Source organism: Dietzia sp. NPDC055340, from assembly GCF_053645335.1.
On record NZ_JBSHML010000025.1, the window covers coordinates 1 to 23,518 of the forward strand.

The following is a 23,518-nucleotide window of genomic DNA, read 5'->3' on the forward strand; positions in this document are numbered from 1 at the left end:
GGCAACGGAATCCAGAAAGGCTGGGGCGGCCGAACCAGCCACTAACCAACCCCGACACGCCCAGCGCTATACACACATTTTGGCCATTAGCCCCCGAAGCACGCGGGGCACAAATGATCTCAGGCCCGGCTCCCTGTCGGGAACCGGGCCTGAGTGCGTGGTAGCGGGGACAGGATTTGAACCTGCGACCTCTGGGTTATGAGCCCAGCGAGCTACCGAGCTGCTCCACCCCGCGTCGCCTGTCCGCCATCACCTGGCAGACATTCCAACAGCTTCCAACCTGGTGGCTATCAGCCACTTTCCCGGTTGCTGTTGGAGTTCTGAGGCTACCAAAGCCCTCGACGCATCACTAATCGCCCGGAGCCTCAGCAGTCGCAACGCCCGCCCACCCGCCTGAGGAGCTCTATCGCCCCACCTGTCGGATAGCGCTTCACCTGCTGGACTGCGGCTCACCTGTCGGATCGGGAGTCACTTGCCGGGTCCGACGGGCGAATCACAATCGGAAGAGTCAACTGTCCACGGGCGGCCGTTGACCAGCGCCCTCTAAGGAAAGGAATGGCGAATCACGGGCCAACGACGACGAAAGCCGGCGCGAGGAATTCTCGCACCGGCTTCGTTCAGTGGTAGCGGGGACAGGATTTGAACCTGCGACCTCTGGGTTATGAGCCCAGCGAGCTACCGAGCTGCTCCACCCCGCGTCGATTGCGTGTATGACACTACGTGCCACTTGGCGAACAAAGCAAATCGGTGAACGCGAATCGACGAGAACGTGACCGAACGCACACCAGAACCTGAATCGCCGCAGGTCAACGCGCTGGAATCGGGCCCGCCAACAACGACGCCCGGGTCGGCCTCCGTGAGGTGGACCGACCCGGGCGGGCCCGAGTGCCGCGTCAGCTACCCGTTGCCGAGTGCCTGATAGGCGTCGACCGCGGCTTGCAGGTCGTCGAGCGCCTGACCCAGATCGCCGAGGTCGCCACTGCTCTGCGCCGACCGGACGGCCGCCAACGCGGAGTTGAGTTCGCGCACCGCGGCGCCGCGGTCAGCGCTGCTGCCCTCGCCCCCACCGGTCGTCGGCGGAGTGGACGGACGGGGCGCTGAGCTCTCATTGCCGCTGCCGGGTCGGGACGTGTTCTCCTCGGCCTCCGCCTCGGCCGCGCCGCTCTCGTCGATACGGACGGCGTTCGGGTCGGTCTCGATCCCCACCTGCTTGAGCGCCTCGTACAGGGTGGGCGCGTAGCCGACCGCGCGGTCATAGGTGACCATCACGCGCAGCAGACGCGGGAACGCCGAGTCCTGGTCCTTACGCTGCGTGTAGATCGGCTCCACGTACAGGACCGAGTCCCCGGCCAGCGGCAGCGCCAGGAGATTGCCCTCCGTGATCTCCGCGGTCTCGCCCCACAGACGCCGGTCCTGGGCGATGGCCGGCGAGGCGATCATGATGTCCTGCGCCTGGTTGGGGCCCTGGGCGAGCGGCTCGGTGGGCCGCTGCACACGGACCGTGATGTCGCCGTACGTCTCCGGGTCCGAACTGGCCGACATGTGCGCGGCCAGGAACTCGCGCTCGTACCCGCGGAAAGCGGAGATGAGCTGGAACGAGGGCGTGTCCGAATCCGGTTCGGACGGGTCCGAGGCCACGACGTAGTACGGCGGCTGGCTCGGCCCTTCGCGCTCGGCGGTCTGCGTGCCGCCTCCCGCACCACCGGTGTTGCCGCCGGCGGGCCCGCCGATGGGACCGCTCGCGGGCGGCGTCTGCGGGTTCTGGATCGACGAGGTGACCGTGGGATCGGACGGCACCGACCAGAACGCGTCGTTGGTGAAGAACTGGCCCGGGTCGTCGACCTGGTACTTGGCCAGCAGTTCACGCTGCACCTTGAACAGATCCTCCGGGTACCGGAAATGCTCCCGCAGTTCCTCGGAGATCTCGGACTCGGGCTGGACGATGCCAGGCAAGGCCTTCATCCATGTCTGCAGCACCGGGTCGGACTCGTCGAACGCGTACAGATCCACCGTGCCGTCATAGGCGTCGACCGTCGCCTTGACCGAGTTGCGGATGTACGAGACCTTTTCGTCCGGCAACGCCCGGCCACCGCCGTCGCTGAGCGAATCCGAGGTCATGGCCTCGAGAGAACTCAGCTCCGCGTACGGGTAGGTCTTGAGGGTGGTGAAACCGTCGACGATCCACTTGATGCGCCCGTCGATCACGGCCGGGTAGGTGTTGGTGTCCGTGGTGAGCCACGGGGCCACCTTCTGCACGCGGTCCCGCGGATCGCGGTCGTAGATGATCTTCGAGTCGGCGCCGATCAGACCGGACAACAGGATGTTGCGCTCGGCGAACTTGAGCGCATAGGCAGTGCGGTTGATCCAGCCACCCAGCGGCACGCCGCCCTCACCGGTGTAGGTGTACTGCTCGGTGTCCGTGTCGTACTCGCGCGGGCCGTCGCCGTTGTTCCCCACGATCGCGTAGTCCGGATCCGACTGGGCGATGAGCTCACCGAAGTAGATGCGCGGCTGCGTGACCGGGATCATCATCTCTTGGTCGTTGTTGATCGCGTCGAGGTCCGAGACCTGGTAGTTGGGCAGGCCACCCCGGTCCGAGCCCGCGTCGTCCGCGATCTCGTTGACCCGGTTGGCCGGCGCCGCCACGAAGCCGTTGCCGTGTGTGTAGACGGTGTGCCGGTTGATCCAGTCCCGCTGGTTGGCCTGCAGTGAGGACGGGTTGAGCTCGCGGGCCGCCACGAGGAAGTCCTGCATCTCGCCGTCGATCGTGTACCGGTCGATGCTCAGCGTGTCGGGAAAACCGTAGAAGTTGCGTAGCTGCTGCTGCTGGGTGAACGTCGGGGACAGCACGTTCGGATCGAGCACGCGCACGTTCGACAGCGTGGTGATGTCCGAGGCCGCCTCGCGCGGGTTGGGGTTGGCCGCGCCCCAGTTCTCGATGTAGGTGACCCGGTCGTCGCCGATGTCATACGCCGCCCTGGTGGCCTCGATGTTCCGGGCGATGTACTCGCGCTCCTTCTCGGCACGGTTGGGCTTGACCGAGAACTGCTCGACCGCCAGCGGCCACGCGGAGCCGACCACGAGCGCGGAGAACAGCAGCAGCACCGTCGCCAGCGCCGGGATCCGCAGATCCTTGATGACGATCGCCGAGAAGAACGCCACCGCACAGACCAGCGCCACGGCGAACATGAAGATCTTGGCCGGCATGACGGCATTGACGTCGGTGTAGCCGGCGCCGGTGAAGGTGGCGTTCTCGCGGAACAGCAGCTCGTACCGGTCGAGCCAGTACGCCGCCGCCTTCGTCAGGACGAAGATGCCGGCCAGCGTCACCAGCTGGATCCGGGCCGCGCGCGTCAGCGCACCCTCACGCGCGCCGGGCCGCAGCCCGCCGACGATGTAGTGCGTGAGCAGGTTGGCCAGGAATGCCAGCACCACCGCGACCATCACCCAGGTGACGATCGAGCGCCACATCGGCAACTGGAACGCGTAGAAGGAGATATCGAGCCCGAACTGCGGGTCCGTCTGACCGAACGGCGTGGAGTTGAAGAACGCCAACACGGTCTGCCAGCCGGTCTGTGCGACCGCACCGGCCAGGACACCGAGCACGATCGGGATCCAGATCACGGTCTTGGCCGGCGAACCGCCCATCGCGGCCCGGTAGCGGGTCAGCGGGTCCGGGAGGCCCGCCTGCGCGAGGAACACCGGCCGGAAGCGGAAGGCCAGCACGATGCCGGTCGCCACCGCGATACCGATGAACAGGCCCACCACCACGAAGAGGCCGAGCCGCGTGAGCAGTTCGGTACGGAACACGCTGGTGGCGTCGACGCTTCCGAACCACAGCCAGTCCGTGTAGGTGGAGTTCAGCCTGGGTAGGACCTGGATGAGGACGATGAGGACGACGACGGCGATGGCGACGGCACGGCCGCGACGCGAGATCGCGAGAGGCCGGCCGGGCGAATTGCCGGGTGGGCGGACGGACACAGGTGTTGCTCCTGGACTGCTGGGGCGGACATGCTCGTTGGTCCCACCTTACGGAAATGCCACGCCTCAGCCGCAGGTCGGTGGCTCACCCCCGGAAGCCGCGGTCTCCAGCGCCTCCAGCGCGCCGGAGAGCGTGGAGACCTCGATGAGCCTTATGCCCTCCGGGGGACTCTGCACAGCCTCCCCACAGTTGGCCGCCGGAACCAGGAACTCCGTGGCCCCTTCCTCGCTGGCGGCCCGGATCTTGTGGCGGATCCCGCCGATCGAGCCGACGGTGCCGTCCGGTCGGATCGTGCCGGAACCGGCGACGTCCGCACCCCCGGTCGCCTCACCCGGCGAGAGCCGGTCGACGATCGCGATCGCCAGGATCAGTCCGGCGGAGGGGCCGCCGACGTCCGGCGCCACCGAGATCTGCACATCCGTGCCGTCGGCAGGGGTGTCCCCGACTAGGATGCCCAGACGGCCCTGCTCGGGATCACCATCCGGACCGGCCGGGGCCAGTGTCGTCGTCGTCATCATCTCCTCGTCGGCACGGAGGAAGCCGATACCCACCTCGTCACCCGGGCGGTGCGCGGACACCTCCTCCACCACCTCGGCGGCATCGGACACCCGCGCGCCGTCGACCGAGGTGAGGATGTCGCCCGGCTCCAGGCGGCCCCCCGCCGGACCGTCCGGGTCCACCCCCTCGACCCGCGGCTGCATGGGGATCCCCAGGTAGCGGTAGGCCGCGGCCTCCGCGCTGTTCTCCGACCCCACCATCTCCGCGACGTTGGACTCACGTACCTCGTCGCGCGAGCGGTCCGGCGGGAACACCTGATCCCGCGGGACCACGACCTGCGCCGGATCCAACCAGAAGCGCATCGCGTCCATCAGGGTCAGGCGGTCCCGCACCGCGACCGTGGTCATCCGCAGCGACCCGGTGGTCTCATCCGTCTGACGCCCGGTCACCTCGATGACCGGGACCTCCTCGACGCCGCCGCCCTCCCTCTCCACCTGCGCCCGGCCGAGTGTGTCGTACGTCGGGCCGGGTCCCATCGAGACGAGGGGCACCGTGGCCGACGTCGCGAGGACGAGCAACAGCACCGCCGGGACCAACGCGGCGAACAGGGTGAACAAGCGGCGACTCACCCAGCACAGGGTAGTCCGCTCCCCCGTCCGGTGGCGTCGCGGCCGGACCCCGCGCCCCTGCACGCTGTACCGTTGTGGCATGAACCAGCCCTTCGGTTTCTCTGCCTCCGACGACGACGGGCGAGGCGACGACCGGGACAAGAACCCGGGCGGCTCCGACGGCCCGGGTGGGCCCGGTGGCTTCGGCTTCGGTGGCCCCGGCGGCTTCGACCCCTCGCAGTTCGGCGACCTCGGCAAGATGATCTCCCAGTTCGGACAGATGCTCGGCTCCATGGGCTCGGCCATGTCCGGCCCCGGCAGCTCCGGCCCGGTCAATTACCAGTTGGCACGGACCGTCGCCCTTCAGGCGCTCGGCCGCACGCCCGTGGTCACCGACGCCTCGCGCACCGCCGCCGAGGAATCGGTCCGGCTCGCCGAGCTGTGGCTGGACGACACCACCGTGTTCCCCACCGGTGTCCACCGCACCGAGGCGTGGACTCCGCAGCAGTGGGTCGAGCAGTCGCTGCCCACCTGGGAGAAGATCTGCACCCCCGTGGCCGAGCAGATGAACTCCGCCACCAAGGGCGCGATGCCCGAGGAGGCGCGGCAGATCGCCGGTCCGCTGCTGGGGATGCTCGACCAGATGGGCGGCATGGGCTTCGGCATGCAGCTCGGGCAAGGGCTCGGCAAGCTCGCGCCCGCCGTGCTGTTCTCCTCCGAGGTGGGCCTGCCGTTCGGTGACGACGGAGTGGCCGCGCTCTGCCCCACCGCGATCGACGCGTTCGCCGACGAGCTCGAGCTGCCCCGGCAGGAGGTCGTGGTGTTCCTCGCCGCCCGTGAGGCCGCGCACCTGCGACTGTTCGCCGGCGCTCCGTGGCTACGCGCCCGGTTCCTGGCCACCGTCGAGGAGTACGCCCGCGGGATCCGCGTGGACACCTCCGGGCTCGACGATCTGGCCTCCGGACTCGACCCGTCGATCCTCCAGGACCCCGCCAAGCTGCAGGAGCTGTTCTCCGGTGGTGAGGGCGCGATCGGCCCCAAGGTGACCAACGTCAACGAGGCGGCGCTCGGCCGGCTCGAGACGCTGCTGGCGCTCGTCGAGGGCTGGGTCGACGCGGTGGTGACCGCCGCGGTGGGCGACCGGCTGCCCAGTGCCGACAAGCTGCGCGAGATGTGGCTGCGCCGCCGCGCCACCGGCGGTGCCGCCGAACAGGCCTTCTCCACCCTCGTGGGGCTCGAGCTGCGGCCGCGGAAGGCCCGCGAGGCCTCTGAGCTGTGGCGTCGTGTCGGCGAGGCCGTCGGCACCGAACGTCGTGACGCCCTGTGGCATCATCCCGATCTTCTGCCCGTCGGCGAGGACCTCGAGAACCCGGCAGCCGTGATCGACCGGCTGCTCGACGAGTCCACCGGCGATTCGAGCGGCATCGACGAGATCGAGCGGTTCCTGCGCGAATCCGGCGGTGACGCCGGTGACGACGCCTCCGACTCCGAAGGGCCGCAGGACAAGGCCTGAGAGGTGACGCCCCGCGACGGGCCGGCTGCCGGTGGCGGCCGGCCCGTCGTCGTGGTGTCGTCGTCGTGGTTCTCCTCTGCGTTCCGGGGCGTCGGCGCGGGGCGTCGGCGCCTACTCCGCGCTGTCGTCGACGAGATCGCCCACGCCCTCGCCCGGCTCCTGGTCCCACTCGCCAGCTGATCCTCCGCCGGCCGCACCGGACCGCAGCACCCGCGAGTACGCCTCGAGATAGCCCATCGCCCGCTCTGTCCGGGGATAACATCGCACCAGCTGCCAGAACTCCGGCGGATGCCCGCCCGGAACCACCAGGTGCGCCAGCTCGTGCACCACCACGTAGTCGAGGACGTACGACGGCACGTCCCGCAGCGACTCACTGATCCGGATCTCCCGCGAACCGGGCGAGCACGACGCCCAGCGCGTGCTCATGGCCGGCACCCACCGCACCGACGCCGGCACCGCCCGCCCGTCCAGCCACTTCTTCGACAGCTCCCCCGCACGCTCCATCAGTTCGGCGTCCGAGGACCGCGTCCCGCGTCGGCGACCCGACCGGGCCAACTTGGCCAGCATCTGCGCGATGAGACGATGCTCCTCCGACCTGGGCAGACCTGCGGGCATGAGCACCACGACCGTCTCCCCCTCGACCCGCGCCGACACCGTGCGCTTGCGGCGCTTCGACCGACGCACGTCGATCCGCGGATCGTCGGGGCTCGTGGGCAGTCCGGTGTGGTCAGCGGGCGTGGGCGGCACGGCGACCACCGTAGACGACCTCTCCGACAGCACGAATCCACAGGCCGGACAGGGACCGCGCGCCTGTGGATAACCTGGTCTCTCCGAGGCGTTCCGCGGGCGGCCTCGTGCCACGATGGCCGCATGAGCTCTCCGCCTGCGCCCTCGACAGTGGCAACCCCCGTCCGGGCGCGCCTGCGGCCCGGGACCGTCGTGGTGGTCCGCGACCCCGGGTCGGTGCAGGTCGGCCTGGCGCCCGACCGCGCGGTGGTCGTGCGCGCCCCTGCCCGCCTGGGGGCGCGCGGGTTGGCCGCGGTGCTCACCGGGTTGAAGGGTGGCGGCACCATCGAGTCGGCGGCCGCCCGCGTCGGGGTCGACGACGACGAGACGGCCGAGGTCGCCCGGATCCTCCTACGTCTGGCGGACCTCGGCCACGTTCGGCTCCACCGCGCCGGCCGGCGGGCCTCCCGCGACAACCCCGCAGCGCCAGACGGCCCGCTCCCGTCCGGCGAGGGGCCCAGACCCGCGCCGGTACGGCGAGTGCATATCCAGGGAGCGGGTCAGATCTCTGAGATCCTCCGCGGACCGCTGTCGGTGAACGGCTGCCGGGTCACCACCGGCGCCAGCCCGGGTCTGACCCTCGACGCCGACCGGCCACCGTGGCTTCGCCGCGGCCCCGCCCCCGACCTGGTGATCCTCACCGACACCGTCGCCGTGGACCCGGTCGTGACCGCTGTACTCAACCGGTCCGGGCAGACGCACCTGCACGCGTACTGCCGCGACGGACGGGTGGTGGTGGGCCCGACGGTGGTACCCGGGGCCAGCCCCTGTCTGCGGTGCACCGACCTGTTCCGGGCGCGGCAAGACCCGCGGTGGCCGTTCGTCGCCGCCCAGCTCGTCGACCACGCCTCCGAGGCCGGGGTCCCGGCGCTCACCGCGGCCGCCGCACTGGTGCTGGCCGAGGTGTCGGCGACCCGCCAGCCCGACGCGCCGCTCCAGACGGTCGGCGCCACCGTCGAGATCAATCCCGCGGAAGGTCTGTGGAAACGTCGGGAATGGCCGGTTGACCGGGGCTGCGACTGTGGGGCGACGACGCAGGCGCGTCCTCTGTCATGATTGTGTCGTGTCAGAACTTCCCCGCACCTCATCCCGACGTGCAGCAAGACTCGCGGGGCTGCCGCTGGGCATCGCCGGCCGCGCCGCAAGTTCCCTGGGCCGCCGCGCTCTGGGCCGCGGCGAGGGCGACCTGACCGAGGAACTCGCCGATCAGGCCGCCGAGCAGGTCTTCGCGGTCCTGGGCGAGCTCAAGGGCGGCGCCATGAAGGTGGGGCAGGCACTGAGCGTGTTCGAGGCCGGCATGCCCGACAGGTACGCCGAGCCGTTCCGGGAGGCGCTCACCAAACTTCAGGCCGAGGCACCGCCGCTTCCCGCGGACGAGGTCGAGAAGGTCCTGGACGCCCAGCTGGGCCTGAAGTGGCGCGACCGCTTCACGGAGTTCGACGGCGAGGCCGCGGCTGCCGCGTCGATCGGCCAGGTGCACCGCGCCGTCTGGTCCGACGGCCGCGAGGTGGCCGTCAAGGTCCAGTACCCGGGCGCCGACGAGGCGCTGCGATCCGACCTGCGGCAGCTGCGCCGCCTCGCCCCACTGCTCCGGCCGCTCAATCCCGGTACCGACGTCAAGGGCGTGATCGACGAGCTGTACGACAGCGCGGTCTCCGAACTCGACTACCGCCACGAGGCCGACACGCAACGCGTCTTCGCCACCGTGTTCGCCGACGACCCGCAGATCCGCGTCCCCTCGGTGCTGGCGTCCTCCCCCAAGGTCCTGGTGACCGAATGGGCTGACGGCCGTGCGCTGAGCAAGATCTCCGTGGCGGGTTCGCAGGAGCAGCGCGACCGGGCCGCGGCACTGCTCGCGGAGTTCCAGTTCAGCTCCCCGGCCCGGGTCGGATTGATGCACGGCGACCCACACCCCGGGAACTTCCTGCTCGACGACGACGGCCGGATGGTCGTGCTGGACTTCGGCGCGTCCATCCCGCTGCCCGAGGGGTTCCCTCCGGCCCTGACCTCGATGATGCGGCTCGCTCTCCAGAACCGGAGCGACGACCTGGTCGCGTTGATGACCCGGGCCGGCTACGTGGGCCGCGGGGGGCTCGAACCGGAGGACGCGATGGCGTTCCTCGGCCCGTTCATCGAGCCGATGCGCGAGCCGACGTTCCACTTCGATCGCGCCTGGATGCAGGGCATCCTCGCGGTGTACGGCGACGTCTCGGGACGGGAGTTCCGCACGTCGCGCTCATTCACCCTGCCGCGCGAGTATGTGCTGATCCACCGGGTCCTGTCGGCATCAGTGGGCATGCAGTGCCAGCTGCAGGCGACCGCCCCGTACCAGCAGATCGTGCGGCGCTGGATGCCGGAGATCTTCGCCGACGAGGACTGAGGCGGGTCTCTGACCAGCCCCGGCCCGTGGTGACAGCGTTCGCCGCCGCGTCAGCCCTCGCGGATCAGTCGCAGCACATCGTCGCCGTACTCACCCAGCTTGTGGGCCCCGATCCCGCCGATCCGGCCGAGAGCCCGGGTGTCGGCCGGCCTGTCGCGCGCGATCTGCGCCAGGGTGTCATTGGTGAAGACCGTGTAGGCGGGCTTGCCGATCCGCTCCGCGGTGTCCTTGCGCCAGTCCCGCAACCGCTCGAACAAGCCGGTGTCCACCTCCACGGCGCAGTCCGGGCACAGACCCAGCGCCCGATGCATGGGCCCGGTGAGCTTCTCCCCGCAGCTCCGGCACCGGCCCTTGTCCGAGGAGTCCGAGCTGCGTCTGGGCGCCGCCGGGACCCCTGCCGGGCGGACCGGGTCGAGGAAGCGACTCGGTCGCCGGGTCGCCCTGCCTCCCGCGCGTCGGCTACGGCTCCACGACAGCGACAGGTGCTCCCGGGCCCGCGTGATTCCCACGTACAGGAGCCGGCGTTCCTCCTCGATGGCATCCGGCCCGGCGTTGATCGCGTGGCTGATGGGCAGACTGCCCTCGTGGACCCCGATGAGGAACACCGCGTCCCACTCCAGGCCCTTGGCCGCGTGGAACGATGCCAGCGTGACCCCTCGCTCGTCGGGGGCGTGACGTGCGGCGGCCCGCTCGCGGAGCCCGGCGACCACCGGCAGCACGCCGGGCCGGGACTCGGCGGTGGCGATCTCCTCGGCCAGCCCGACCAGAGCGGTCAGGGCGTTCCAGGTCTCGCGGGCCTGGGCACCGGACGGCTCGGCGGCGGTCAACCCGAGGGGTTCCAGTGCCTGCCTGATGGCCGCCACCACCTCGGTGGGGTCCGTGAGCCGGGCGCCCGCCTGCACGGTCGCCTCGTCGGAACCGTCGACCATCCGGTCGATCGTCGACATGGCCCGTCGGATCACAGGCCGCTCGAAAAAGCCCTCCCCGCCCTTGAGCCGGTAACCGATTCCGGCCTGCTCGAGCGCGGCCTCGATCCGTTCGGACTGGGCGTTGACCCGGTACAACACCGCGATCTCCGACGGGTCCAGGCCGCCGTGGACGAGGTCCGCGACCGCGCCAGCCACGGCCTCCGCCTCCGAATCCTCGTCGGCGTACTCGTTCAGCTGCGGCTCGGGGCCCGGTGGCCGCATACCCGTCAGCGTCAGCCCGGCAGTGCGGAAACGTCCGGCACCGGCGCCGATCACGACGTTCGCCAGGTCCACGACCTGCGGAGTCGACCGGTAGTCCGACTCCAGCCGGACCACGGTGGCGCCCGGGTACCGGTCGGCGAAGCCCAGCAGAAAGTCCGGCTCGGCCCCGGCGAACGAGTAGATGGTCTGGTTGACGTCCCCCACCACCGTGAGATCGTCGCGTTTGCCGAGCCATGCGCTCAGCAGGCGCTGCTGGGCAGGGGTGACGTCCTGGAACTCGTCCACGACGAAGCAGCGGTAGCGATCGCGGAACTCCTCCGCAATCGCCGGGACGTCCTCCACCAGATCCGCCATGTGCCCGAGGAGATCGTCGAAGTCCAGCATCCGCACCGGGCCCGAGACCTTGAGATCCTCGTACGCCCGGAACGCGCGCGCGACCTCGGGAGCGGGGACCGGCAGGTCACGCCCCAGCGCTAGCGCCTGCTCGGCGTAGGTGCCCGGGGTGAGCAGGCTCGACTTGGCCCAGCCGATCTCCGTGAGCACGTCTCGGATGGTCTCTGTGCTCGGATCCAGGCCCACCCTGCGCACCGCCTGGGCCACGGCCCGGAACTGCCCGTCCAGCAGCTGCCACGGCTCCTCCCCGTACACCTGGGGCCAGAAGTACGACAGGTTCCGCAATGCCGCCGAGTGGAAGGTCCGCGCCTGGACGGGCCCGGTTCCCGCGTCCGCGATGCCGAGCCCGGCGAGCCTCATCCGGAGCTCCCCGGCCGCGCGAGCCGTGAACGTCACCGCCAGGACCTGGTCGCCCCGCACGTGACCCGTGTTGACCAGGTGCGCGATACGCCGGGTGATGGTCCGGGTCTTACCCGTGCCGGCGCCGGCGAGGATGCAGACCGGTCCGCGCGGCGCGAGCACCGCGTGACGCTGCTGGGGATCGAGGCCCTCGAGCACGGATCCGGCGCCACCCGGGCGTGACCCGGCCCGCCCGGCGTCACCGTGCGGGCCGGGCTGCTGCCCTACCCGCTGCCCGGCCAGCTCCCTGTCGGCCCCGCCTCCCCCACCTGCCCGCTGCATGTCACTCACGCCCCCATCGTGGCATCCCCGTCCGACATCACGCCCCCGGCCTCCCCCGGGGATGATTCGCCGGGGCGCGGGCGTTGGATCCGCACATGAGCGAAGTGACGACACCCGAGACCACCGGACCGTTGACCCTGTTCACCACCACGTGGTGCCCCTTCTGCACGCGGTTGAAGAAGCTGCTGGACGAGAAGGAGATCGGCTACGCGGAGATCGACGTGGAGTCCGACGCCGAGGCCGCCGCGTTCGTCGAGAGCGTCAACGACGGAAACCGGGTCGTACCGACCGCCCTGTACTCGGACGGCACCACCGCCACCAACCCCCCGGCCTCGCAGGTGCGGGCCAAGCTCGCCGAGCTCGCCGGAGCCTGATCGAGGAGCGGTCAGGCGCCGCCGTCGCGATCGACCGCCGCGACCCAGGAGCGCAGCATAACGTGCGCGATGGAGACCGGCGGCGCCACCATCAACTGCCCGTGGCCGTCCAGCGCCGCGCGCACCTCATCCACGTCGAACCACCTGGCCTCGCTGATCTCCTCGTCCTCGAGGGCGATCGGCGCAGCCGGGTCCGCCAGGGCCTGGAAGCCCACCATGAGCGAGCGCGGGAACGGCCACGGCTGGCTGCCGAGGTAGCGGGCCCTGTCCACCGCCACGCCCACCTCTTCGGCGACCTCGCGGCGCACGCAGCCCTCGAGTGACTCGCCCGCCTCGACGAACCCGGCGACGTGCGAGTACATCCCGGCCGGCCAGATCGGTTGCCGCGCGAGCAGGACCTGCCGGCCCCCGTCGTGGACGAGACAGATCACGGCCGGGTCGGTCCTCGGGTATTCGGGGCCGCCGTGGAAGGCGTCTTCGATCGCCCACCCCGCGTCGACCCGCTTCGGATGGTGCTGAGGTTCGCGCCCGCGGACGTTGTCGCGGTGCCAGCCGAGGACCGCGACGGCCTGTGAGGCCAGCGATCCGTGCCCCTCGATCAGGTCGGCTCCGCATCGACGGAGGTTCGTCACCGCCGGGTCGTCGGGCAGGTCTTCGGCGTTGACCGCCCAGATGTGGCGTCCCTCATCGGTGGAGCCGAGAAAGACCGCGTCGTCGGGAAGCGCCTCGGCGAACAGCATCGCCGGTTCGAGCAGGATGCGTTGCCGGCCCTCTCCGGCGGGTTCGACCGCGAACCGGTTGCGCTGGTCGATGCGCATCACCCGCGCGTCAACCCAGCCGCCGGCCAGCGCTTCGGCGTTCTGTCGAAGGTTCGCGGCCCGTTCGGGAGCGGCCACGGACAGCACCGGGTCGGAGTCGAGAATGAAGTCCAGTGGCATCGCAGATGAGTCCTTATCACGGGTCGAGGGGCTGCGACGAGCCTAGTCCGCGACCGGCGTCAGCCGGAGACCATCCGGATGTAGAGCAGCCTGTCCCCGGACTCCAGCGCATCGGCCTCGGGCTCGTTGACCTTGATGAGCTGCCCCTTGCGCACGACCCCCAGGACGAGCTCGGCCAGATGTCGCGGTGAGCCGCCGATCTCCGCCTCCTCGACGCGGCGTTCCGCGATGGAGAAGCCCTCGTCGGGGGTCAGCAGGTCCTCCATCATCCCCACGACGGTCGGGGTGATGGTGGCCAGGCCCAGGAGTCGTCCGGCGGTCTCGGCGGAGACCACCACGGAGTCCGCGCCGGACTGTTTGAGCAGGTGCTTGTTGTCGGATTCGCGGACGGTCGCGACGATCTTGGCGTTCGGGGCGAGCTCGCGGGCGGTGAGGGTGACCAGCACCGCGGTGTCGTCCGTGTTGGTGGCCACCACGACGGCCGCCGCCCGGCTGACACCCGCGAGTTTGAGGATGTCCGATCGGGTCGCCGAGCCCTGGACGGTGACGAGCCCGCGGGCGGCCGCGGCCTTGAGCGCCTGGGGGTCGGTGTCGACGACGACGATGTCCTCCGGCGAGATCTCATCGGCGAGCATGGCTGCCACAGATGAACGGCCCTTGGTGCCGTAGCCGACGACGACGGTGTGATTGCGCACGAGACTCCTCCAGCGCTGGATCTTGAATGCCTGTCGGGACTGTTCGGTGAGCACGGACAGTGTCGTACCGACGAGCAGGATGAGGAAGACCAGGCGCAGCGGGGTGATGATCACCGTGTTGATGAGCCGCGCCTGCTGGGTGACCGGGGTGATGTCACCGTAGCCGGTGGTGGACAGGGAGACCGTCGCGTAATAGATCGAGTCGATGATCGTGAGGTGGCCGTCGGCCCCCCCGCCGCCGTCGTACCCGTCCCGATCGAGGTAGACGACCACGGCCGCCGACAGCAGTGCGAGAACGGCGATGAGGATCCGCTTGCCGATGAGGCGCCACGGGCTCTCGGTGTTCTCCGGGATACTCACCACGCCGACGAGGATGTGGTCCGGGCTCTCGTCGATCGGATCACTGTCGCGGAACCGGGACGCGAGCACGCGCTTCCTCACCATCGGCTACTCCGTTTCCGCGACGGTCTCTTTCCGAGACGCCTCACTCTAGACGGACAATCGGTTCCTATGGCTCGCCCCCCGGACAACAACCGGGTCGGCCCCGTCGCGGGGCGGCACCACGTCAGCCACCGGTCACCCGACTGACCAACCTCCCTGGACATCACAGTTAGCCGACCCCGCCTTGACGTTGCCCCTCCCCCGGCGCGCGGCGCGGCCCGTCGGACAGCAACCGCAGGAGGTCGTCGGCGCCCGGTAAGTCGGCGGGCTCGATGGTCCGGCCCGGCCGCACATAGTGGAACGCGGCGCGCACTTTCTCCAGAGGCACCTCACGCCCCTGCCTCCCGGCGAGGATCTGCGCCCACGCGAACCGATAGACCGCCAACTGCAGGGCGATGGCGGGCATGTCGGCCTCAGCGGGGACCCGCCCGGTCTTCCAGTCCACGACGACCCACCCGTCACCGTCGGCGAACACCGCGTCCATCCGGCCCCGCAGCAGGTGTTCACCGAGACCGACCTCGAACGGCACCTCCACCGCGTGCGGCGTCTTCCGGGCCCATCGCGATCTCTCGAAGGCCTCCTGGAGTGCGGTGAAGTCCGCCTCGGACAGCCCGTCGTCGGCCCCCTGGTCGCCCGCCCCGGGCAGGTCGTCGATGTCGAGCAGATGGGTGGCACCGAACCGGTGCTCGAGCCAGGCGTGGAAGCGGGTCCCCCGGCGTGCGAAGCGGTCGGGTCGGAACGGCACGGGTCGGCGCAGGCGGTCGGCGAACGCCTCGGGGTTCGCCGCCATGGCGACGACCTCCCCCGCGGTGAGGCGCCGGGGCAGGATCACCTGGTCGCGCATTTCGGCGGCGCGCCGGGCGTCGGCCAACAGCGGCGCGGCCTCGAGGTGCCAGCGCCGCGCCGGCCCGGCGTCGGGCGGATCCTGTGATTCGGGGTCCACCGGTGCCGCGGCGTCCACGGCCCGGGCCGTGGCCAGGAGGTTCGGAGCCACCTCGCGGGGCCAGGTCGCCTCGATCCTCCGCGAGGTGGCGGGGTTGGTGGGGCTGGGGGTGACGACGGCGTGGTCGATCACACCCACCGGCCGGTCACCGCGACACGCCTCCAGAGCCTCGTCGAGGAACTCCGACGGCCCGCGGGGCGCGGCTGCTGCGCCGACCCAGTGCGACCCGGACAGCAGGAGCGTCTGTTCGGCCCGGGTGACCGCCACGTAGTACAGCCGCCGGTCCTCATCGAGCGAACGCCGTCTGACACGGTCGATGTGGCCACCCAGCGCGGTCTCCAGGAGCTTGCGGTCGGTGACGTCGTCGAGTCGTGGCACCGGGACCCCGCCCGGGTTCTCCTCCGACTCCCTGTCCCCGCGAAGCTGTTCGGGAAGCTGCGTCGCGGTCCGGAGCGACGTCTCGGGCGCCTGGCCGGAGGGGAAGATCCCGGTGGACAGGTGGGGCACCCCGACGATCTCCCACTCGAGCCCCTTGGCCGAGTGGACGGTGAGGATCTGAACGCGTCCGGGAGCCGCCGCGACCTCGCCGCGGGCGAGCCCTCCGTCGACACTGCGGGCGAGATCGAGGTACGCGAGGAACGCGTCGAGGCCTGTTCCGCTCTCGGGCCGGAATCCGGCTGCGATCTCCTGCAGCTGGTCGAGCTGTTCTCTGGCGTCGCCTCCACCCGTCCGCTGACGCAACCGCACCTCGGCGTCGAGACCGAGGGCCTTCTCGGCTGCGGCGGCGAGTCGGGCCGGTGGTGCGGACGCGCGCGAGCGGAGCGCGGAGACGATACCGGCGAGGTCGTCGATGCGGGCGGCGCCCGCAGCGCTGTAGTCCTTCTCCGGGCCCGGGTCTGCCAGGGCGTCGGCCAGTCCGGCGGTGTCGATCTCCTCCCCGCGCGCGATGTCGTCGAGGATCTCCTCGAGCGCGCGCTGGTCCGTCACGACACCCGTCGCGGGCGCGGAACGGCGCAGGGACAGAAGCGAGGCGCGGCGCGCGAGGGCCGCGAGGTCGGTGGCGCCGAGGGCGAACCTGGATCCGCTAAGCAGTCGCAGCAGCGCGGCCCCGGCTCCGGGCCGCGCGACCACGGTGAGAAGTGCCACCACATCCGCGACCTCGGGGATGTCGAGCAGTCCGCCCACGCCCACCACCTCGGCGGGGATGTCGCGGTCCTCGAGGGCGTCGGCGATCGCGGCCGAGTCGCCGTTGCGCCGCACCAGCACAGCCGCGGTGGGCACCCGCCCGGCGTCGACCGCGGCCCGGTAGCGCGCCGCGATCTGGTCGGCGAGCCACGCGCGTTCGTCGTCGACGGTGTCGTGTACCGCCACCAGCAGGTCGGCCGGCTCGGCGCCCGGCCTGGCTTTGAGCTCCGGCACGGGGATCGAGCCGGGGCGTCCGCGTAGCGGTTCGGTGATCCGGTTCGCCAACTCGAGGACCTCAGGCGGGTTCCGCCACGAGGTGGTCAGCTCCCGCAGGTGCGACCCGCTGCCGTCGGGCAGGGGGAAATCCTCGCGGAACCTGTCGAGATTGGAGGCCGACGCGCCCCGCCATCCGTAGATGGACTGCATGGGGTCACCGACGGCCGTCACCGCCGGCACCGGATCCGCCCCCTCCCCGAAGAGCGAGGACAGCAGGACTCTCTGGGAGTGCCCGGTGTCCTGGTACTCGTCCAGCAGCACGACCCGGAACGCCCGCCGCTCGGCGAGTCCCACCTCCGGATGGTCCCGCGCGACGGTGGCGGCCAACGCCATCTGTGAGGCGTGGTCCAGCGCCGACTCCGAGCGCATGCGCGCCGCGACGGCATCCACGAGGTCGGCGAGCTCGTCGCGGTGGCCCTGCACGTCGGCGCAGCCACTCAGCCAGGCCGTCGGGGTGTCCTTCTGCCGCGGCCCGGGCGGGAGCGTGGCGATGAGGGTCGTGACCAGGTCAGGGTGGGCGCGCAGATCGTCGGTCGTCACCAGGTGGTCGGACAGCTGGCCCGCGAGGGCGAGCACATCACGGGTGATCTTCGCCGAGCCGGAGCCGGTGGTCAGCGGGCTCTCCCACCGCGAGACCACGTCATGGGCCAGCTGGAACGCGGCCGTCGGGGTGAGCAGCCGGGAGTCCGGCTCGACCGGCACCAGCAGTCCGTAGGAACCGAGGAGCGTCCCGGCGAAGGCGTGATAAGTCGAGATCTGCGGGTCCTCGGTACGAATGGCCTCGGCGATCGCCGGATCCGCTCCGGGCCCCGCGCACAGCTGGCTCCTCGCGAGCGCCTCGAGGCGTCGACGAATCCGCCTCGACAACTGTTGCGCCGCCTTGCGGGTGAAGGTCAGGCCCAGGATCTCCCCGGGTCTGGCGTAACCGTTGGCCACGAGCCACACCACCCGGGCGGCCATGGTCTCGGTCTTGCCGGCTCCGGCTCCCGCGAGTACCAGCGTGGGCTCGGTGGGGCCGGCGATCACCTCGGCCTGTTCCGGCGTCGGCCGGTGGATGCCGAGGGCGTCGGCGATCGCGGCGGGGCTGATGCGGGCGCTCATCCGGTGACCTGCTCTCCCTGGGGTTGCGCGGGGCAGCTCGATTTCACGTCGCAGTGGTCACACCATGAGCCGACCCGGGCGGTGTACTCCGGCCCGACGGTGGAACGTCCGGCTTCGACGACCCGCTCGTCCAGGGCGGCGGCGGACTCGGGGCCCAGCGGGTCCTGGACCCGGTCGGTGGGCAGCTTGTCCTCACGCCCGGCGAGGTACAGCAGGAGCCCCCCGCCCGGTTCGCGATCGCCGGCGGAGGCGACCGCGCCGCGCGCGACGGCGAGTTGGTAGAGCGCCAACTGCGGATGGGCTGCCGCCTCGGCCTTGGTGACAGCGCTTCGGCCGGTCTTGATGTCGACCGGGACGACCTGTCCCGCCTCGGTTGCCTCGAGTCTGTCGATCCGTCCACGGACCCGGACGTCACCGGGAACGTCGAACTGGAACGGCTCCTCCACCCCGGCGGTCGTGTACTCGCCGCGGGTGGCGCCACGCCAGCGGCGGAACGTCTCGGCCATCTGGGCCATCTCCTCGGCTCCGCGTTCCGCGAACCAGCCGCGTGCGAGCGTGAGTGCCTCCGCCCGTCGCCGCACCACCGCACGGATGGCGTCCTCGGGGACCCCGCCCTCGACGGCCTGGGTGAGGGCGTGGACGGCGGAGCCGCGCACGAGCGCCGCCGCGGAGCCCGAGTCGGTGGAGTCGCCCTTGATCTTCTGCAGGAACCAGCGCAACGGGCACTCCTCGAGCGTTCCGAAGCCTGAGGGGGACAGCACCGCGAGGGACTCACCCTCCGCGGCCGGGAACGCCGGGGTGCTGGTGGAGGACTCGGCGGCGCCGAACCAGGCCCCCGGGTCTGCCTCGGCCACCCCCGCATCCCGCAGGCCCGCGAGCAGTCCCGCGGCATGCGTGGCCTCGGCGGGATCGGTGGCCGGGTCGAGCAGGGCCGCCCTGAGGTCGACCACCAGGTGCGGGAGGGTGAACACCGTCGGTGCGTGCCGGGCGGGGCCCGGCAGCGGCCCGAGTTGGCCGGACGGGTGCCCCGCGGTGGCCAGGTCGGCGATCTCGTCGACGAACCGGGACGGCGCCACGTCCCCCTCGCCCGGAGATTCCACGGCGGTCACCAGGAGGTGGTCGCGGGCGCGCGAGCACGCCACGTAGAACAACCGGCGTTCCTCGGCCGACCTCGCGGCCGAGGAGGACACCGCACGCTCGGCCTCCGAGGGCAGGGGCCCGCCGCCCGCGAGCTCGGTGAGGTCCACCAACTCGTCGACCCCGAGCAGGCCGGAGCGACGGCGGGGGGCGGGCCACACCCCGTCCTGGACGCCGCACACCGCGACCGACCGCCACTGCCTGCCGACGGCGGCGTGGGCCGACAGGATGCTGACCGCACCGGCCCGGCCCCGGGTGTCGGCGCGGCGGGGCGCGGGCAGATCGGCGCCCGAGACGATGTCGCAGAAGAGCAGGACGGAACCGCCGGGCACCCGATCGACGAAGTCCGCTGCGTGATCGAACAGCGACACGACCGCGTCGAGCGAGCGGTCCGCGGACCGGGACCACGCGTCGGCGGCGAGCGCCTGGCGGACGAGGCGGCGTTCCAGACGTGCCGACGACCAGGCCTCCCAGAGCACCTCCTCCGCGCTTCCGCCCGCGCGCAGCCGCTCGGTCACCGCGGCGCGCGCGTGCCGGATCCGCGTGATCGGCGCGAGTTCCACCACGGTCAGTCCCCGGGGTGTCTCGTCCCCGTCCGCGAGAACCAGCCGCCGCAGCGTCGTGGCGCTCGGCTCCGCCCCGCCGATGCCCGAACGACGGATCCCGCGCCGCAGGCGCCGCATCGCCACGGCATCCGCCCGGCCGATCGGTCCCGCGAGCAGGGTGAGGATCCGGTCCTCGTCGGTGAACTCGTCCCCCTCCGCAACCGAGCGCAGGAGCAGCAGCAGCGCCGCGACCACCGGGTCGTGCGCGGGCGGGAGCTCGGCCCCCGCGTCCACGACCGGCACCCCGGCGGCGTCCAGGGCGGCGAGCAGCGCATCGGCGACCCGCGGCAGGGAGCGGGTCACGACCGCCATCTCCGAGTAGTCCACCCCGTCCAGGACGTGCCGACGGCGCATGAAGTCCGCGACCAGCGCGGCCTCCGCCGCCGCCGACCCCGCGACCGCGACCTGCACGGCCCCGCCCCGCCCGGGCGCTCCGGACGAACCGACGGCCCTGCCAGGCCCGACCCCGTGCTCCCGCGGCCGGTGCCGGGCCGAGCCGGGGAGCCGGGAGGCGACCCGCGCGGCGACCGCGGCCACCTCGGGCTGCATCCGATGCCCCACGGCGAGATCGACCGCGTGGCCGCCCTGGTCGATCACAGCCCGGGCCAGGCCGCCGTCCGCGCCGCGGAAGCGGAAGACCGACTGGTCCCCGTCCTCGGCCACCACCAGCACGTCCGCCCCACCGCCGATGGTCGCCACGAACTCGGCGGCCAGCGGATCGAGATGGTGCGCGTCGTCGACCGCCACGAGGCGGCGGGAACGGAACAGATCACGCAGGTCCGGGTCCGCGATCAGGGCGTCCAGCGCAGCACCCACCAGTTCGGCGGCGTTGAGCGCCTCGGGCACGTCGGACTCGCCCCCGCGCACGCCGGAGCGCAGCGCCATCTGTTCCTCGTGCCGACGGAAGAACCCGGCCGCGGCGACCCACGTGGGCCGGCCCGCACTTCTGCCCAGCCGGGCCAGTTCACGTGGCCCGATCCCGCGCTCCAGCGATCGCAGCAGCAGGTCGCGGAGCTCGCGCGCGAACCCGACCGTGGACAGCGCCGGGCGGATCTGTTCGGGCCAGTGCGGCGCACCGTCCGCCAGCTCCCCGAGCAGGGTCTCGCGGATCACCGCGTCGTGCTCCGCGCCCGTGCGCAGCCGCGGCGGCGGGGCGTCCACCCGCGCCGCGGCCAGGCGCACGACCGCGTGGGCGAGCGAGTGCACCGTGCGAACCGGGGTGTCCGTTCCCACGACGAGCCCCGGCGGCAGCCCGCGGGTGGTCTCGTCGAGCAGGTCGGACGCCGCACGCGCGGAACCGGCGAGGACGAGCACGCCGTCCAACCCCACGCCCGCGAGGACCGCCTCACGCAGCATGTCGACGATCAGCGAGGTCTTGCCGCTCCCCGGCCCGCCGCGCACGACCCAACGCTCCTGCCGCCCCCTCGGAACCGACCAGTCGCGGCCGACGAGCTCCGCCACCTCCGCTGGCCACGAGCGCTTTCCGCCCACGGCAGGACTCGACCGGTCGGGGGCGCCGGGCGCGTCAGAAGCAGTGGGCGCGTCAGGGGCGGTGGAGGCGGTCTCTGTCACGGCTCGATGAGACCACACGCCTACGACATCCCCCTCGCCCCACGTCCGTGACCCCCGACCCCTGCCCCGCGGTCCCGGCCCCGCCGCGCACGACGGCGGGTCAGCGCAGCGTGTCCTCGAGCATGACCGGGCGGCAGGCGGTGCGCGCGACCACGGTCATGACGGCCAGCACGGCCGTGAGGAATCCGAGTCCCGCGGCGAGGCCGGGGCCGTCGAGCAACATCCCGAACACGATCGGGCCCAGGCACGCGGCGGTGTAGCCGACGCCCTGGGAGAAGCCGGACAGCGCCGCCGAGCCGGCCTGGGTACGGGTGCGCAGGTTGATGAGCGTCAGGCACAGCGGGAAGGTGCTGGGGCCCACGCCGAGCAGGCAGATCCACAGCCACGGCGCGACGCCGGGCGCCCAGAGCAGGCCGGCGAAGCCGGCCAGGTAGGCCACGACGGAGACGACGACGACGGCGTACGGATCCTCGAAGCGACCCGCCACCCAGGGCACGACCAACGCGGCTACGAGGCCGATGGCCGAGTACACGGCCAGCGCGAGACCCCCCTCGGCACGCGACATCCCGATGGATTCGGCCACCGCGGGAAGCCAGGTGAAGAACGCGTACGTGCTCAACGAGTTGGTGCCGAAGAACAGAGCCAGGGCCACGCCGACCGGCGAGCGCCACGGACGGATCCGCTGCGGCTGCCCGGTGGAGCCGGCGGCGGACGCCGTAGGACCGCCGGTGGGCGTTCCGGGCCGCAGGATCTCGATCATCCAGGGGATCGCGGCGACGACGGCGAGGACCGCCCACCACCCGATCGAGACCCGCCAACCGGCGGCCTCCTCCACCGGCACCGCCACGAGTGCGGGCACGACGGTCCCGAGCTGCAGGCCGGTGATGTAGGCCATGCTCACGGCGGCCACGTGCCGCGGGAAGTACTTCTTGACCAGGGGCGGGGCCACCACGTTGCCGATCCCCATGCCGGCCAGGGCGATGATCGACCCGGCGCCCATCACCCAGGGATCGTGGGCGACCGCACGCACCAGCTGACCGATGGCGGCCGCGGCCATGGCGAGAACGGTCATGGCCTCGAGGCCCATGCGACGGAGGGCCACCGGGGTGAGCACACCCCAGACCGCGAACATCGCGGTGGGGATCATCCCGAGCAGGCCCATGCCGGCGGCGCCGAGACCGATCTCGGCGTCGATCACCCCGAGAAGCGGGCTCAGGGAGGTGACGGCGGTGCGGAGGTTGAGTGAGACGAGGACGACCCCGACCAGGGCCACGACCGGGACGGCCACCGCGCGGGACCGACTGTTCGCTCGACGCGGATCAGTGGGCATCAGGCGGCGTCACCGACGAACTCGCCGACCTGACGGGCCATCGCCTGCAGGCCGTCCATGGCCGCCGGTCGCGAGCCCGGGTGCAGCGCGTGCACCGCCAGCCGGAACACCGCCGCCCGCAGCACCATCTGCGGCCACTCCTCGAGGTGACCCCACCGCAGGAGCACGCCGGAGTCGACGGTCCCCCATGACAGGTGGTCCACCGCGACGAGCGCGGCGGACCACGAGGCGGGCCGGGCGTACGGCACGACGTCGGTCAGTGCGGGCTCCGCGGAGGCGTCGAACAGCAGCCCGCGGGCGAGGTCCCCGTGCACCAGCCCGGGGGTGGCCACCTCGACGGGTCGGCGGTGCCGGATGAGCCCCTTGGCCCCGAGCAGGGCGGCCGCACGATGAGTGGCGAACGGTGTGCCGCGGTCCTCCATGCCGGGGGCGAGATCCCGCTCCGGGTCGCCGTCCCACGCCGCGGCCTCGGCGAAACCGAACAAGTCGGTCTCGACCCACGGCCTGGTCGACGGACGACGCACCATCCGGGGGCGTTCGACCTCGCTCAGCGCGGCGTTGATGCGGACCGACCACGCGATGGTCTCATCGGCCCGGGCCTCCGGACGACCGGAGACCGCCCGGTCCGCGCGCCACCCGCTGACGACGTGCCGCCCGTCGGTCGAGCGCACCGGCAGCGCCACGCGCAGGCCGGTCACCTCGAGGTTCTCGCGAACACGGGCCGCCCAGTTGGCCAGCGCGGTGTCCGCGACCGGACGCAACACCACCGGTCCGCCCGGCGCCGAGACGAGCCAGCCGGTCCCCGATCCGGCCACGACGGGGACGGCGCTGCCGTCCGTCGCACCGAATGCGCCCCGTACGTGCGCGGGCAGGCTCTCGTCGTTCACGTC

General features: G+C 71.7%; 14 protein-coding genes and 2 tRNA genes. 4 read left to right on the forward strand and 12 right to left on the reverse strand.

Going from position 1 to position 23,518, the window contains the following annotated elements:
- Positions 1–158 precede the first annotated feature (158 nt).
- From ACWIFB_RS15875 to ACWIFB_RS15890, 4 genes are all read right to left on the reverse strand, one after another.
- Positions 159–235, reverse strand: a tRNA-Met gene (locus ACWIFB_RS15875).
- A gap of 386 nt (positions 236–621) precedes the next feature.
- Positions 622–698: transfer RNA gene (locus tag ACWIFB_RS15880), tRNA-Met, on the reverse strand.
- A 199-nt stretch (positions 699–897) separates the two neighbouring features.
- Entirely contained in the window at positions 898–3,981 is a 3,084-nt protein-coding gene (locus ACWIFB_RS15885; protein ID WP_454058752.1) for a UPF0182 family protein, read from the reverse strand.
- Between the two features lie 66 nt (positions 3,982–4,047).
- Positions 4,048–5,109: a YlbL family protein gene (locus ACWIFB_RS15890; protein ID WP_454058753.1), complete on the reverse strand. Its 1,062-nt coding sequence runs from the start codon at positions 5,107–5,109 to the stop codon at positions 4,048–4,050.
- 79 nt (positions 5,110–5,188) lie between these two features.
- Between ACWIFB_RS15890 and ACWIFB_RS15895 the strand changes: the two genes are divergently transcribed.
- Positions 5,189–6,601, forward strand: coding sequence for a zinc-dependent metalloprotease (locus ACWIFB_RS15895; protein WP_454058754.1), 1,413 nt, complete (start codon positions 5,189–5,191; stop codon positions 6,599–6,601).
- Between the two features lie 111 nt (positions 6,602–6,712).
- Here ACWIFB_RS15895 and ACWIFB_RS15900 read toward each other — a convergent pair whose 3' ends face one another.
- Positions 6,713–7,348 carry a M48 metallopeptidase family protein gene (locus tag ACWIFB_RS15900; protein ID WP_454058755.1) on the reverse strand — a complete coding sequence of 212 codons (636 nt, stop codon included), beginning with the start codon at positions 7,346–7,348 and terminating at the stop codon, positions 6,713–6,715.
- A gap of 123 nt (positions 7,349–7,471) precedes the next feature.
- Between ACWIFB_RS15900 and ACWIFB_RS15905 the strand changes: the two genes are divergently transcribed.
- Positions 7,472–8,443, forward strand: a complete 972-nt coding sequence (locus ACWIFB_RS15905) for a hypothetical protein (protein ID WP_452099253.1) — start codon at positions 7,472–7,474, stop codon at positions 8,441–8,443.
- A 7-nt stretch (positions 8,444–8,450) separates the two neighbouring features.
- Positions 8,451–9,767 carry an ABC1 kinase family protein gene (locus tag ACWIFB_RS15910; RefSeq protein WP_454058756.1) on the forward strand — a complete coding sequence of 439 codons (1,317 nt, stop codon included), beginning with the start codon at positions 8,451–8,453 and terminating at the stop codon, positions 9,765–9,767.
- A gap of 50 nt (positions 9,768–9,817) precedes the next feature.
- Here the strand turns inward: ACWIFB_RS15910 and ACWIFB_RS15915 are convergent, their stop codons facing one another.
- Positions 9,818–12,031 carry a UvrD-helicase domain-containing protein gene (locus ACWIFB_RS15915; protein ID WP_454058773.1) on the reverse strand — a complete coding sequence of 738 codons (2,214 nt, stop codon included), beginning with the start codon at positions 12,029–12,031 and terminating at the stop codon, positions 9,818–9,820.
- A 95-nt stretch (positions 12,032–12,126) separates the two neighbouring features.
- Here ACWIFB_RS15915 and ACWIFB_RS15920 point away from each other — a divergent pair, with 95 nt between their 5' ends.
- A complete protein-coding gene (locus ACWIFB_RS15920) occupies positions 12,127–12,405 on the forward strand; it encodes a mycoredoxin (RefSeq protein ID WP_230930284.1) in 279 nt (92 codons plus the stop codon).
- 11 nt (positions 12,406–12,416) lie between these two features.
- Here the strand turns inward: ACWIFB_RS15920 and nudC are convergent, their stop codons facing one another.
- The 6 genes from nudC to ACWIFB_RS15950 all read right to left on the reverse strand — a co-directional run bounded on the left by nudC (position 12,417) and on the right by ACWIFB_RS15950 (position 23,515).
- A complete protein-coding gene (nudC, locus tag ACWIFB_RS15925) occupies positions 12,417–13,343 on the reverse strand; it encodes an NAD(+) diphosphatase (RefSeq protein WP_454058757.1) in 927 nt (308 codons plus the stop codon).
- Between the two features lie 59 nt (positions 13,344–13,402).
- Entirely contained in the window at positions 13,403–14,482 is a 1,080-nt protein-coding gene (locus ACWIFB_RS15930; RefSeq protein ID WP_452099250.1) for a potassium channel family protein, read from the reverse strand.
- 166 nt (positions 14,483–14,648) lie between these two features.
- Positions 14,649–17,984 carry a UvrD-helicase domain-containing protein gene (locus tag ACWIFB_RS15935; RefSeq protein WP_454058758.1) on the reverse strand — a complete coding sequence of 1,112 codons (3,336 nt, stop codon included), beginning with the start codon at positions 17,982–17,984 and terminating at the stop codon, positions 14,649–14,651.
- A complete protein-coding gene (locus ACWIFB_RS15940) occupies positions 17,981–21,298 on the reverse strand; it encodes a PD-(D/E)XK nuclease family protein (RefSeq protein WP_454058759.1) in 3,318 nt (1,105 codons plus the stop codon). Before ACWIFB_RS15940 ends, ACWIFB_RS15935 begins: the two co-directional genes overlap by 4 nt.
- Before the next feature lie 100 nt (positions 21,299–21,398).
- The gene (locus ACWIFB_RS15945) at positions 21,399–22,628 is read right to left on the reverse strand and encodes an MFS transporter (protein WP_452099247.1); all 1,230 of its coding nucleotides are present in this window, start codon (positions 22,626–22,628) and stop codon (positions 21,399–21,401) included.
- Positions 22,628–23,515: a TIGR02569 family protein gene (locus ACWIFB_RS15950; protein WP_452099246.1), complete on the reverse strand. Its 888-nt coding sequence runs from the start codon at positions 23,513–23,515 to the stop codon at positions 22,628–22,630. The genes ACWIFB_RS15945 and ACWIFB_RS15950 overlap by 1 nt, the downstream gene beginning before the upstream one ends.
- Positions 23,516–23,518: the final 3 nt, after the last annotated feature.

Coding starts and splice junctions, on each gene's coding strand:
- ACWIFB_RS15935 (WP_454058758.1), bottom strand. CDS start 17,984: ATGAGCGCCCGCATCAGCCCCGCCGCGATCGCCGACGCCCTCGGCATC.
- ACWIFB_RS15920 (WP_230930284.1), top strand. CDS start 12,127: ATGAGCGAAGTGACGACACCCGAGACCACCGGACCGTTGACCCTGTTC.
- nudC (WP_454058757.1), bottom strand. CDS start 13,343: ATGCCACTGGACTTCATTCTCGACTCCGACCCGGTGCTGTCCGTGGCC.
- ACWIFB_RS15945 (WP_452099247.1), bottom strand. CDS start 22,628: ATGCCCACTGATCCGCGTCGAGCGAACAGTCGGTCCCGCGCGGTGGCC.
- ACWIFB_RS15930 (WP_452099250.1), bottom strand. CDS start 14,482: ATGGTGAGGAAGCGCGTGCTCGCGTCCCGGTTCCGCGACAGTGATCCG.
- ACWIFB_RS15905 (WP_452099253.1), top strand. CDS start 7,472: ATGAGCTCTCCGCCTGCGCCCTCGACAGTGGCAACCCCCGTCCGGGCG.
- ACWIFB_RS15895 (WP_454058754.1), top strand. CDS start 5,189: ATGAACCAGCCCTTCGGTTTCTCTGCCTCCGACGACGACGGGCGAGGC.
- ACWIFB_RS15915 (WP_454058773.1), bottom strand. CDS start 12,031: ATGCAGCGGGCAGGTGGGGGAGGCGGGGCCGACAGGGAGCTGGCCGGG.